We start from the raw sequence: 13,550 nt of genomic DNA on the forward strand, positions 1-13,550 counted from the left end.
GCCGCATGGGCATACAACCTTTTTATTTCGTATATCGATACACAATTGATTCATAAGGTCTTAAGTTAAGTTTTGCAATATCCTTGCTGGCATCTTTATAATTCGACAGTAGTACTTCTTGTTTCATTCCATCTAATTGAACGTGCGCTTGTACAGAGTACGTTATTTCTTCTCCATAGAAGTTATTTATAACAAGTAGTACTTCACTTTCTGTAGTACGAGTATATGCCCAAATTTTAGGGTCATTTTTATCCAAAATAGCATATTCTCCTTCTGTAATTACATCATACGTTTTTCTAAGTTCTATTAACTTTTTATAATGATAAAATACGGACTCTTTATCTTCTAATGCCTTCTCTACGTTTATTTCTTTAAAGTTTTCAGCCACTGAAATCCAAGGTGTACTTGTTGTAAAGCCACTGTTCATCTCTTCATTCCACTGCATTGGAGTACGGGAGTTGTCACGAGATTTTTGCTTTAAAATCCCTATAATCTCTTCTTTTGATAACCCTTCTTTTAGCTTTATATCGTATATATTTAACGATTCCACATCACGATATTGCTCGATGGACTCAAATTTAGGATTCGTCATACCGATTTCTTCCCCTTGATAAATATAAGGCGTTCCTTGCAGCATGTGCATGGCTGTCGCTAACATTTTTGCAGATTCGTTTCGGTACTTTCCATCATCACCAAAGCGTGACACGATGCGAGGCTGATCATGATTACACCAAAATAACGCATTCCATCCTCCGCCCTTTTGCATTTCAATTTGCCAGCTAGACATAATCTCTTTTAATTTAATAAAATCAAACTCTGCTTTCGTCCACTTATCACCATTCGGATAGTCTACTTTTAAATGATGGAAACTAAACGTCATGCTTAATTCATTACGCTCAGGATTAGAATATTTAATACAATTATCAATTGTCGTAGATGACATTTCTCCAACTGTAATTACATCTTTTCCTTCAAAAACATTTCGGTTCATCTCTTGTAAATATTCATGAACACGCGGACCATCTGTATAATACTTGCGTCCATCACTTGTCGCAGTACTACCTTCATCGTTTAAGAAGCATTGGTCTTTTGAAATTAAGTTAATGACATCTAATCGGAATCCTGTTACTCCTTTATCCAGCCAAAAACGCATCATATCATATACTTCTTCACGAAGTTTTTCATTTTCCCAATTTAAATCAGCTTGTGTTTCATCAAATAAATGTAAATAATATTGCTCCGTCTTCTCATCATATTTCCAAGCAGATCCACCAAACTTAGACTGCCAATTATTTTTTTCATCACGCCAAATATAGTAATTACGATATGGACTATTTTTATCTTCCTTCGCTTCTTTAAACCACTTATGTTCAGTCGAACTATGATTTACAACAATATCAAGCATAATCTCAATGTTACGTACTTTCGCTTCCTCTAAAAGTTCTTCAAACTCTTCCATCGTTCCGTAAGATGGATCAATGCTGTAGTAATCACTTACATCATATCCATTATCATTTTGTGGTGATTGGTATATCGGTGTTAACCATATATAATCCACTCCGAGTTCTTTTAAATAATCTAGTTTCTCTGTAACCCCTTTTATATCACCGGTTTCTCTATTGTAATAACTATTAAAGCTCTTCGGATAAATTTGATAGACTACACTTTTATGCCAATCCTTCATGTTTAACTTCCTCCTACTTCTGTTTGACTCTTTTTGCAAATAACCATGTTAAAGTAAACGGGATTACAACTGCAATAATCATTCCTACAATAAACATTGGAATCGATTTCGGAATGATAGAAATAAATGCTGGCAATCCGCCAATTCCGATAGCAGGCGCTAATACACCATTTAATGTAATGAATATCGCTGCCACAGCAGACCCTATAATCGCTGCATAGAACGGGAACTTATTTCGTAAATTCACCCCAAACATCGCTGGTTCTGTAATACCGAAGTATGCTGAAATGGCTGATGTTGATGCCATACTTTTATCATTTTGATTTTTAGAAATCCAGAACATCGCAAGTGCCGCACTACCTTGCGCAATGTTAGAAAGAGCGATCATCGGCCAAATAAATGTCCCGCCATGTTGTGCAATCAATTGTAAATCAATTGCAATAAACATATGATGCATACCTGTAATTACAAGCGGTGCATATAACGCTCCAAATAATACTGCTCCAACTACTGGTACTGTTTCATATACACCTACTAATCCTACTGTTAATAAATCTCCAATATGACGTGTAACCGGACCGATAATTCCTAGTGCTAACACACCTGTCACAACGATTGTTGTAATTGGTACAACTAATAATTGAATTGCATTTGGTACATGTTTCTTTAAGAAAATTTCCACTTTACTTAATACAAATGCTGCTACTAAAACAGGTAAAATTTGTCCTTGATATCCTACCTTCTCAATTTGGAATAGTCCTAAAATATTGAAGTACTCAATCTTTTGACCCTCTAAACCAGTCGCTGCTTTTCCATAGTCCCAAGCGTTTAATAAGGCCGGGTGTACAAGCATTAATCCCATAACAATCCCTAGTATTGGACTACCACCAAAACGCTTCGTTGCTGACCAACCGACAAGTGCTGGTAAGAATACGAATGCTGTATTGGCCATCATATTAATTAAATCCCAAAGCCCGCCTAAGTTCGGATAAACATCTAATAAATTTTTCCCATCAAAAAATAAGTCCTTTGCGCCTAATAGATTGTTAATACCCATTAGTAAACCAGCTGTTACGATCGCTGGTAATATCGGCATAAATACATCCGAAAATATTTTCACAAACTTTTGAGCTGGATTTAACTTCTGATTTCCAGAGTCTTTTACGTCCGCTACAGTCGATTCTTTCATACCTGCAAGCGTTATCAATTCAGCGTAAACACGATCTACATCCCCTGGACCAATTACAATTTGAAATATACCAGCGTTATGAAACGCTCCTTTCACTAATGAAACAGACTGTAATTTATCATTATCTATTTTACTTTCATCTTTTAAAGCGATACGGAGCCTCGTCACACAATGTGCAGCTTGTTCAATATTGTCTTTCCCACCAATATAATGCAACACTTCCTCTGCTGTTTTACGATAGTCTTTCCCCATATTCCCGTCCCTCTTTTCTTTTTTTGATACCGTTTACAATTACATATTAACTCGTATATATAAGTTAGTCAACACTCGTATATACGAGTTTGTGTTTTTTTTTATAAAAAAAAGAGATGAAACAATATTTTGTTCCACCTCTTTACTTCCTGCGTGCCACATCCGAAAAGTGAAAAATATCTAAACGGTGGCGTGATTCTGTATATTCAAACTGACTTCCATCATACAAATGTGTAAAGTTTTTCACAACGACAACATAGTCTGTTCCATTTAAATCTAAATACTTTCTGTCATCCTCTGTACATGGCTGTACTTCTATTACCCTCTGCGAATAACTAATATGTAGCCCAAGCTCTTTCTCGATGTATTTATAAATCGATGCAGTCGCAATTTCTTTCGTTAATCCTGGAATAAACTCAGATACAAAATGATTTATATCTAAAATTACTTTTTCTCCATCAATATTTCGTACACGTTTAATATGGTCAATCTCTGTTTTTTCTTTTACATTTAATAATTTCGCAATTTCTTTTGTGGCTTTTTCTTTGTCCATTTCCACAACTTCCGTAATACAATGACGTCCCAAACGTTCATTTTCTTCTTGGAAACTTACAATACCGCCAAAATTAAATTCAATATTTTTTCGCTTTAAAACAAAAACACCTTTCCCATGAATTTTTTGCACATATCCACGCTCTTGCAGTAAATCTACAGCTTTTCTTACCGTGCCTCGGCTTGCCTCATACTGCTTCATTAATTCTGTTTCTGATGGGATTTTGCATCCCTCTTTTAATTGTTTATTATCAATAGATTTACTGATTTCTGTATAAATTTGTTCATACTTACTCATCATCTACAATAGCCCCTTGTCACCTTCTAATTCTATATGTATTATAACATGCTTCACTCTTCTGCCAATCTCTCACTTATTTTCCAGTACAAGAAAAATATAGGTAAATATTTAATCTTTAAAACGTATTTTTATAAAAATTTTTATATTTTTCTTTTCATTCAAAAAAACATGTAGTATACTAACTTCAAAATCAGAGGAGAAAGGGAGCAAAGAACTATGCTTACTTATACAACAACTGTAGTTACATTTGCACAAAAACATCATCATCATACGTAACCCTTGAAACCTAGCGGAAAAATTACGCGTAGGTACAAGGGTTATTCCCGTTGTACCTACGCTTTGGCGAAAGAGCCATGTAGGTATTTTTTTATCTACATGGCTCTTTTTTTATTGTCAAAAAGCTAGTAAAAAATGATGTTTAAGCAAAACTTACTACAAAGGAGTTAACAAAAATGGAAACGAAAAAATGGGGATTATGGGTTTTAACAGCATTTGTTATCGGGAATATGGTTGGCGGTGGCGTATTTATGCTTCCAGCAAATTTAGCACAAGTATCAGGGCCAATGGGTTCTACACTCGCATGGAGTATTACAGGCCTTGGCGTATTTATGATTGCACTTGTATTTGGAAATTTAGCGATTCGGAAACCAGAATTAAAAGCTGGACCACAAAGCTATGCTCAAGCGATGTTTCCTTCAAAAAAAGCTGGTAAAGTTGCAGGATATAGTATGGCATGGGGATATTGGGCTGCTAACTGGGCTGCAACAGCATCTGTTATTATTTCCTTTGCTGGATATTTATCAACATTCTTTCCAGTTTTACAAAGTAAGCAAATTCTTTTTTCAATAAATGGATTTTCACTGGAACTCGGAAAAGGATTAACTTTCCTCGTATGTAGCCTTATGCTGTGGGGAATTCAATATATTCTTTCTCAAAATATTGATCGAGCTGGAAACATGAATCTACTTGCTACCATTGCAAAAATTATTGGATTTACAATGTTTATTGTAATTACATTATTCATTTTCAACGCCTCTAATTTCGGAGACGGTCAAACCTTTATGAATGAAGCAGGACAATCAATCTCATTAGGTGGACAAATCAATTCAGCTGCTATTGCAACACTCTGGGCATTTATCGGTATTGAATCAGCAGTTATGCTTTCTAATCGTGCAAAATCACAGCGCGATGTAAAAAAAGCTACGATTTTCGGATTAATTATCGCTCTTCTTATTTACATGTCAATTACTTTACTTACAATGGGAGCTCTTCCGCAAGATGCTTTAAAAGAGTCTCAAAAACCATTAGTAGACGCATTAAATTTAGCAATTGGAAATAAAGGTGCATATATAATGGCTTTACTCGCTCTTATATCTTTATTTGGATCTACAGTTGGCTGGATTGTTGTTAGTTCAGAGGTACCTTACCAGGCAGCAAAAAATGGACTTTTCCCTAAGTTTTTCGGGAAAACAAATAAAAAAGGTAGTCCTGCAAAATCATTATTGATTACAAATGTAATGACGCAAATTTTCTTATTTTCAACGATTTCTGGTACTGTTTCAGAAGCGTATAGTTTCGCTATCGTCGTAGCAACATTAGCCTATTTAATTCCATACCTTGTTTCTACCTTGTACCAATTAAAATTAGTTATTACAGGAGAAACGTATGATATACTGCCAGGATCTCGAGTAAAAGATGGAATCATTACTACATTGGCGTTGGTATACTCCATTTGGGTTATCAAAACGGGAACTGCTGATTTAAAAACGTTCTTCTTAGGAATTGGATTGTTCGTATTAGGTCTTATTCTTTATCCAGTACTAATGAAAGACTCACAAAAAACGGATTAAATAAAGAGAAGCTGCTGGCTTCTCTTTTTTATTAAAAATCTGTAATTAACTTTTCTTTTAGCTCTCCTACAGATAAAGGTTTCGCATAATAAAATCCCTGTACATAATCACAGCTCATTGATTGTAACAAACTCTCTTGCTCTACTGTTTCTACTCCTTCAGCAACTACTGCTAAATTTAAACTATGAGCAATTTCAATAACAGATTTTACAATCGTTCGTTCTGGTTGTGCGTGATCATAATGAAATTCACGAATAAAATTACGATCAATTTTTACAATATCCAGTGGTAGTTGTTTTAAATAATATAAGGAAGAATAGCCAGTTCCGAAATCATCCAAAGCAATTAAAACACCCATATTTCTTAATTCTTGTAATGTAGCAATAATATAATCAAAATGGCGGACTGCAATACTTTCCGTTATTTCTAATATTAAACGGTTCGGAGGAAAACCAGTTCTCTTTAAAATGCTACGTACTGATAAAATAAAACGTTTCTGCATTAATTGTTGTATAGATAAATTCACAGATAACTTTAGTCCTTCTTGATAATTCGGCAATGTTTTAAACAAGCGACATGATTTTTCTAATACCCAGTCTCCTAGTTTTATAATTAGTCCAGACTCTTCAGCTACAGGGATAAATTCGCTTGGTGAAATAGGTCCGTCTTCTGTCATACAACGTACTAGAGCTTCTATACCAGAATATCTCTTCGTTTTCAAATCAATAATAGGCTGCAATGCTACATCTAACTCTTCATCACGAATTGCCTTTTGCAAAGCAAACTCAACTTTCATTCTACGATTTATTTTCGCGCGTAGCTCATCTGTAAAGAAACACGCAGCGTTTCTCCCCTGTTCTTTTGCACTATACATAGCTAAGTCAGAGTTTTTCAATAACGTTTCCACATCTTGTCCGTCTTGTGGATAAGAACAAAGTCCTAGACTAGCTGAAATGTATACTTCATGGCCTTCCAGCATAAATGGTGCCTGAAAACATGACAACACAGATGTCGCTAACTGACTCATATCATCTTGTCTATGATTTTTTGTTAACAGCACAAATTCGTCGCCACCTAGCCTAGCCAGAACATCTTTCTCTCCTAGTACATAATGCAACCTTGAAGCAACTTCACTTAAAAGTAAATCCCCTATCATATGACCTAATGTATCATTTACTAATTTAAAACGGTCCAAATCAAAGTAAATCATACCAAATTCTTTTTTATCTGCAATCAATTCGTTAACGGTCGTTATTAATTGTAAACGGTTAGGCAAACTCGTTAAAGCATCATGATAGGCAAGTTCCCTATAACGACTTTCACTTAGCCGCAATCTATGTTCCGCTTCTTTTCTACTACTAATATCATTTCGAATTGCGATAAACTGGTATGGCTCTCCTTTTTCATTTAAAAATGGAACAATTGTTGTTTTGACCCAATAATATGTACCATCTTTTGCTCGATTCCGAATCTCACCTGTCCATACTTTCCCATTCAAAATACGCTTCCATAAGTCTTGAAAAAAGGTTTTTGGATGATGTCCTGAATTTAAAATACGGTGATCTTTTCCAATTAATTCTTCTCTTTTGTATTTAGAGATTTCACAAAATTTATCATTTACATATGTAATAAGACCTTTTCGATCTGTAATTGCAACAATTGAAGACTCATCTAATGCTAACTTTAAATCTCGCAATGAAGAGTCATATAATGCATGACCTCTCTGTTCTAGCATGCGCATCTCTCCTTGCTTCTATCTGACTAAAACACAACCTGTTTCTCTTCATAGAAATAGAGATATTTCATTTTCTAATACTAGCCCATTACATAAATTATCTTTTTGAATAGACCGATTAAAATAACATAATATTATTTGTAATAAAAAGCAATATTATACCGTTCTAATTATAAATAGTAGCTTCTCATCTCCCTAATTATTTCGCACCTTATTATACTGCAATCCCTTTAAGTGGCTCTATGCAAGCCTTGTTTCCAACTAATACCACTCACATCTGATCTCTTTGTTTTTAATAACGAAATAGAAATTAGAACATACTACATAACTATTCACGAATAATAATATAAAACTCTACATCAATGTATATGTTTTTGAATTACAATAACAAAATATTAACATATTTTCACCTTAATTTTGGAAGTATTTTATAAATAAATACCGTATTAAACTAAAAAAGAGGATAGCCTCTTTTTTAGTTTAATACGAATATGGTATTTGCTGATAACCTGGGTATGGCATTGGATACGTTACAGGGTATGGCGACGGATAAGCTACTGGATATGGAGCCGGATAATACCCTCCACTTGTTGCACCTGTTAATGCACCAGCTGTTAGTCCGCCTAACAATCCTCCTGCAAAGCTTCCAGGGAAAAATCCGCCTCCCCATGAACTACCACCACCCCAGCCCCATCCGCCTCCGTGATGATGATGGTGATCATAGTGATTGTGTCCTCCATGGTGATGATGTCCACCGTTATGATTGTGCCCACCATGATTGTGTCCTCCATGATGATTTCGATAATACAATCCATTATTTTCTATATAATTCATGTTTCTCCGCTCCTTTTCGATTTTTTCATTTTCATATGCGTTAAGAGTGGGATAAAAAATGGGATAGTACATTGTATGTAGGACAAATGCGGAAAGTATAGGTGAAATGTCTATATTTTGTAAAAAAAGCAAAACACCTTATAATAAAGATGTCATATTACATCTTCTATTTAAGAAGTCTATATTGAAAAAAGATTAGGGGAATTATATAGAAATGAAGAAGCCTATCGTTCAATTACTATTAATATTTACAATTGTATCTATCGTTCTGTTCCTATTAAATACATCGTATATCTCGTTATATACATTTGTCGGTGCTCTATGGTCCATCACAATCGTAGGAATTTCATTCGTTATTTTTATAGAAAATAGATCTCCACAAAGTACATTAGCATGGTTTTTAGTATTAGCACTTCTTCCTATTATAGGTGTGCTATTATACGCTATTTTCGGGCGCAGCCGCTGGAGAAGAAAAAAACATCTCCATCGTTCAGAAGAACAAAGAAAATTATTCCGTGAAATATTAGAAGGAAGAAGACTAGAGTTATTACTCACAGTCCCACTAAATGAACGTTCCATACATTTAACAGAAGTCATACAAAAATTTGGAGGCGGTCCTGCTGCAGATAAAACAACTACAAAACTTTTAACAAACGGAGATCAAACATTTTCAGAAATTTTGCGAGCTATAGAGCAAGCAAAACATCATATACATATTCAATACTACATTTATAAATCTGATGAAATTGGTACAAAAGTTCGAGATGCTTTAATACAAAAAGCAAAAGATGGTGTTATTGTACGCTTCCTTTATGATGGCCTTGGAAGTAATACGTTAAGACGACGATTTTTGCAACCTATGAAAGAAGCTGGGATTGAAATTGTAGAATTTGACCCTATTTTTTCAGCTTGGTTACTTGAAACTGTCAATTATCGTAACCATCGAAAAATTGTTATTGTAGATGGCGAAATTGGTTTTACCGGAGGACTCAATGTCGGTGATGAATATCTTGGCCGTTCCAAGAAATTTCCTGTTTGGCGTGATAGTCATTTAAAAATAGAAGGAAAAGCATTATATAAATTACAAGCAATCTTTCTAGAAGACTGGCTCTATGCCTCTAGTGGTTTAAATACTTATTCCTGGGATCAATTCATGAATAGACAATACTTCCCAGGTAAAGAGATTTCAAATGCAGAAGGTGCTGTTCAAATCGTAGCAAGCGGACCAAGCTCCGATGATAAAAGTATTCGTAATACATTATTAGCTGTTATGGGCTCTGCAAAAAAATCCATTTGGATCGCTACACCCTACTTTATTCCAGATCAAGAAACTTTAACATTATTACGCTTAAGTGCAATTGCCGGAATAGATGTACGGATTTTATATCCAGGTAAAAGTGATAGCATCATTAGTGATCAAGCATCTCAATCCTATTTCACTCCGCTTTTAAAAGCTGGTGCTTCTATTTACAGTTATAAAGATGGTTTTATGCATGCAAAAATTGTACTCGTTGATGATACAATTGCAACTATTGGAACAGCGAACATGGATGTACGTAGCTTTGAATTGAATTACGAAATTATTAGCGTGCTTTATGAATCAAAAACAGTTCACGACATTAAACGTGATTTTGAAGAAGATTTTAAACATTCAACTGAAATTAAATGGAACTCTTTCCAAAAAAGAAGTATAAAAAAACGCATATTGGAGTCTTTCATGAGGCTCATTTCTCCTTTACTGTAGGCAATCAACTTCATCTTGATTGCTTTTTCTTTTCCCTTTATCCTCCTTCCTTTTCTTTGCATACCATATTAAAACAAGTTATCATAAGATGTATTACTTTATGAAAATAATGTTAGGTGGGAAATACATGTTAGAACAATTTCATATACATGCTGATTTAAAACAACAGCTTTCTACGATTCATGAAAAGAATAAACAAGAAGCTGGTGAAAATGCACATTTAATCGGAACGAAAATATATAAAGCGTCTGATAATAGCATTATTGAAGATGCGATTACAGCACTTCTTCTTGGCAAGAACATTCTATTAAAAGGACCGACTGGTAGTGGTAAAACAGTACTAGCGGAAACTCTTTCTTCTTTATTCCAAAAACCAATGCATAGCATTAACTGCTCTGTCGACTTAGATGTAGAGGGTATTTTAGGATACAACACACTACAAACGAAAGATGGTGCATCTGAAGTTTCATTCGTTAACGGTCCTCTTATGAAAGCAATGAAGAACGGTCACTTCCTATATATTGACGAAATCAATATGGCAAAACCTGAAACGTTACCACTTCTTCACGGCGCATTAGATTACCGTAAAATGATTACAAACCCATTTACACAAGAGGTTGTATACGGTGATGACGAATACCGTGTAATTGCTGCGATTAACGAAGGTTACGTTGGAACAAGTGAACTAAATGAAGCGTTAAAAAACCGTTTCGTTATTATTGAAGTTCCTTACATTCAAGGTGATACATTAAAAGAACTATTATTAGCAGAATCAAAATTAAATGATGTTGCAACAATTGAAAAGTTTGTTGCCTTTGCAAGCGACCTTATGCCTTTAGCTCGCGATGGACGTGTAAGTGAAGAAGCAGCAAGTATTCGTGGTATTATCGACGCATGTGATTTAGGTGTATATATTCCTGTTATGCGAGCGATTGAACGAAGCATAATTGCAAAACTTAATGATGAAACAGAACAAATGACTGTCCGTGAATTAGCAGAAAGTTATTTCTTTGAGGGATAATTTATGAGACAAATTTTTAGTGACAAAAAAATTGATGCGTCGCTGTTTCTACAAATGGAAAACTTAATGTATGCCCTTCTAAAAGAAGACGATGCCTATCTTGAATATGGCTATAAAGCATACTACGACGAAATTGAAAAGAAAGTTGTCATTAGTCACTTTTGGGATGATCGAAAAGAAGAAGATACAGTAATCGGATTAAAAAGCGAAGTGTTCTTAAAAGCACTTGGTAATAAACATTACTCGGACATGACTTTAATTCGTTCTTATGCGATTGAATTGCAAGAATCGCCCCTAAAAAAGTTTTTAACACAATTATTTGTTCTATTAGAAGATTTACGCGTTGAGGAAATCGTAAAGAACTTACGTCCTGGCACGAAGCATGTTTTTAAACGTCGAAAAGAAATGTACCGCAATTATTTCGGCTCTCAAAATGAAATAAACCGTGTTCGTAATTATCACGGTGATCGTCTATTTTGCCTATGCTATCTTTCATTAACGAGCGATAAATATGAAATGTTTAATAATGAATATTTTGAGCAAATTGAAGCGATTTTACATGAAACATTCCAAGCACGTAATACAGAAGATATTATGTATATCGTTGAGAAAATTCGCTATCGCTTAGAGGCGCTTCTTGAAAGTGATATGCTTAACAACTATTTCGGACATGCTCCACTTTACTTATCTGTTCTTGCAGACGAAAAGAACTGTCGCGTCGAAGATTTAGCAAATGATGATACGCAGCTTATAGATGACGATGAAAATAAAAACAAAATGGATGAAAGTTTCTCCACATGGCATCGTGAAAATAAAAATAACGAAAACGAGAACTTTTTACGCTTTGAATTAGAAAGCGGAACAAAAACAAACATGATGGGCGATACTGCTCGTGAATCAGAAGATGGCGACCAAGCACTTGGTTCTGTACAAGGTACTTCTCAAAAAAGTACACAATCCAACTTTGATGGCGCTGATACAGAAGAAGCAAGGGCTTCACACGCTTCTAGCCAGCACGACGGTGCATATGGGAAGTATAATGTAGGTGCTTCTCATACATTTAAAGAAGCTCGCAAAGTAAATATTGATGAGAAAAAAGATTACCAAGCTATCAAATCAGTCGTCAATAAAGATGTAAAAGAATTAAAGAAAATTATCGAAAAAACGATTGAAAATAAAACGAATGCGAATAGTGATAAATATTACGGAAGACTTCGTAAGAAATTCCTTCGTATTTATACCGAAAAACAACCGCGGATGTTTTATAAAAAAGGACAAGAGTCACAAGAACTCGATGTTGCATTCCAACTGTTAGTTGACTGTTCTGGTTCTATGTATAACAAAATGGAAGAAACGAAGAAGAGTGTTGTACTATTCCATGAAGCTTTAAAATCTTTAAAAATCCCGCACGCTATTAGCGGATTTTGGGAAGATGCCTCTAGCGCTAAACCTGAAGATAAGCCGAACGTTATTCATGAAGTTATAAATTATAAAAACTCAACGTTACCAAACGTTGGTCCAGAAATTATGCAACTTCGTGAAGAAGAAGATAACCGCGACGGATATATTATTCGTATCGTTTCTGAAAAACTTGCCAAAAGACCTGAGAAACATAAATTCTTACTAGTCTTCACAGACGGTGAGCCTTCTGCGCTAGACTATCAACAAGACGGAATTTTAGATACGCATGAAGCTGTTAAACTCGCGCGTAAAAGTGGTATGGAAGTAATCGGTATCTTCATAGAAGAAGGCGAAGCGAAAGAAGCAACTTATCAATTGATGAAAAACATTTATAACCATCACTTCTTAGTTGCAAATCATGCTGAAGATTTACGATTGAAGATTAAACCATTGCTGAAAAAACTATTACTGAAGACGATTGAATAGAAAATAGGAGCCTTGTGGCTCCTGTTTTTTCGTTCAATTACTTTGTTTCTGGTTGAAACTTGTATGGAATGGCTACTTCTAACAAAGACTCAAATCCTCCGTCATAGTATGGGAAGCGCTCATTCGCAATTGTTCGATCCACCCACTCTATTGCAGAAATTTCACCTTCATCTTCCGCAATAAGTTCCCCTTTTACTACATTCGCTCGGAATGTAAAAAATAGTGCATGATTCCCTGATTCTTCAAAGAATTTTTCATTGATCGCAACAAGCCCCCCAGCCAAGGCGGTTAAACCTGTCTCTTCTTTCACTTCTCTTATTAGTGCTTCCTCTAATATTTCACCTTTTTCCACAGCCCCACCTGGCAATGACCAAACGTTTTGTTCTACATTATGTACCATTAATATTTTATCTGTTTCTTCGTCATGTATTAGTGCGTATACGACATCAACTCTTTGCATAAGACTTCTCTCCTCCCAAAAATAATGAAGAGCCGATTCCT

10 protein-coding genes are annotated in these 13,550 nt (G+C 35.0%); 4 read left to right on the forward strand and 6 right to left on the reverse strand.

Annotated features, from left to right (window positions below; translation table 11 throughout):
* Positions 1-22 precede the first annotated feature (22 nt).
* The 3 genes from treC to treR form a co-directional block, all read right to left on the reverse strand.
* Positions 23-1,684 carry an alpha,alpha-phosphotrehalase gene (treC, locus tag HMAS_RS25005; RefSeq protein ID WP_116345079.1) on the reverse strand — a complete coding sequence of 554 codons (1,662 nt, stop codon included), beginning with the start codon at positions 1,682-1,684 and terminating at the stop codon, positions 23-25.
* A 13-nt stretch (positions 1,685-1,697) separates the two neighbouring features.
* Positions 1,698-3,125, reverse strand: coding sequence for a PTS system trehalose-specific EIIBC component (gene treP, locus HMAS_RS25010; RefSeq protein WP_048558569.1), 1,428 nt, complete (start codon positions 3,123-3,125; stop codon positions 1,698-1,700).
* Positions 3,126-3,267: 142 nt separating this feature from the next.
* Positions 3,268-3,978 (reverse strand): trehalose operon repressor, encoded by a 711-nt coding sequence (gene treR, locus HMAS_RS25015; protein WP_000987242.1) that lies wholly within the window; start codon positions 3,976-3,978, stop codon positions 3,268-3,270.
* Between the two features lie 452 nt (positions 3,979-4,430).
* Here treR and HMAS_RS25020 point away from each other — a divergent pair, with 452 nt between their 5' ends.
* Positions 4,431-5,828: an amino acid permease gene (locus tag HMAS_RS25020; protein WP_000448441.1), complete on the forward strand. Its 1,398-nt coding sequence runs from the start codon at positions 4,431-4,433 to the stop codon at positions 5,826-5,828.
* Positions 5,829-5,859: 31 nt separating this feature from the next.
* Here the strand turns inward: HMAS_RS25020 and HMAS_RS25025 are convergent, their stop codons facing one another.
* A complete protein-coding gene (locus tag HMAS_RS25025; protein ID WP_000893345.1) occupies positions 5,860-7,563 on the reverse strand; it encodes a putative bifunctional diguanylate cyclase/phosphodiesterase in 1,704 nt (567 codons plus the stop codon).
* Positions 7,564-8,043: 480 nt separating this feature from the next.
* On the reverse strand, positions 8,044-8,397 hold the full coding sequence (locus HMAS_RS25030) for a cobalt transporter (protein WP_116345080.1): 354 nt from the start codon (positions 8,395-8,397) through the stop codon (positions 8,044-8,046).
* A gap of 214 nt (positions 8,398-8,611) precedes the next feature.
* Here HMAS_RS25030 and HMAS_RS25035 point away from each other — a divergent pair, with 214 nt between their 5' ends.
* From HMAS_RS25035 to HMAS_RS25045, 3 genes are all read left to right on the forward strand, one after another.
* Positions 8,612-10,141 carry a cardiolipin synthase gene (locus tag HMAS_RS25035; protein WP_000743030.1) on the forward strand — a complete coding sequence of 510 codons (1,530 nt, stop codon included), beginning with the start codon at positions 8,612-8,614 and terminating at the stop codon, positions 10,139-10,141.
* Between the two features lie 127 nt (positions 10,142-10,268).
* Positions 10,269-11,162, forward strand: coding sequence for an ATP-binding protein (locus tag HMAS_RS25040; RefSeq protein ID WP_000892973.1), 894 nt, complete (start codon positions 10,269-10,271; stop codon positions 11,160-11,162).
* 3 nt (positions 11,163-11,165) lie between these two features.
* Complete coding sequence (locus HMAS_RS25045) at positions 11,166-13,049, forward strand: vWA domain-containing protein (protein ID WP_025710090.1); 1,884 nt, start codon at positions 11,166-11,168, stop codon at positions 13,047-13,049.
* 37 nt (positions 13,050-13,086) lie between these two features.
* On the opposite strand, the gene HMAS_RS25050 is transcribed toward HMAS_RS25045, so the two are convergent.
* A complete protein-coding gene (locus HMAS_RS25050; protein ID WP_001189940.1) occupies positions 13,087-13,509 on the reverse strand; it encodes an NUDIX hydrolase in 423 nt (140 codons plus the stop codon).
* Positions 13,510-13,550 lie beyond the last annotated feature (41 nt).

The sequence above is a fragment of the Bacillus sp. HMA207 genome, assembly GCF_003402455.1.
Lineage (GTDB): Bacteria > Bacillota > Bacilli > Bacillales > Bacillaceae_G > Bacillus_A > Bacillus_A cereus.